This is a genomic window from Nitrosopumilus sp. b1 (genome assembly GCF_014078545.1).
GTDB lineage: Archaea > Thermoproteota > Nitrososphaeria > Nitrososphaerales > Nitrosopumilaceae > PXYB01.
Map to the genome: position 1 here is coordinate 471 of NZ_MU078714.1, position 296 is coordinate 766.

General features: G+C 36.5%; 1 pseudogene. It reads right to left on the minus strand.

The annotated features are described in order from the left end of the window. Nucleotides 1-296 (minus strand): annotated as a pseudogene (locus tag C6988_RS11160) (acetyl-CoA acetyltransferase); the annotation flags it as partial.

Sequence of the window (296 nt, forward strand, 5' to 3'; positions counted from 1 at the left end):
TGAGCTTTTGGATTTAATACACCATTTTCATGATTTTTTACTGCAACTTTTGCAAAGTCTTCTTCAGTTGCATCAAACTCTGTCAAGTAAGCTCTTGCCATTGATGCAAATAATCCTGGAAATGATGCACCGGCTTGTCCCTCATAGAAAAAGTCTGAACAATATGCAAAGTAAGTTGTTGTCCATTCAGTTCCTGTATGAGTTACTTTTTCAACACCAGTTGCAATAAGACAATCATAAAATCCTGCTGCAACATTTGCAAATGCTTCTCTAAAAGAAATAGAACCGCTTCCACA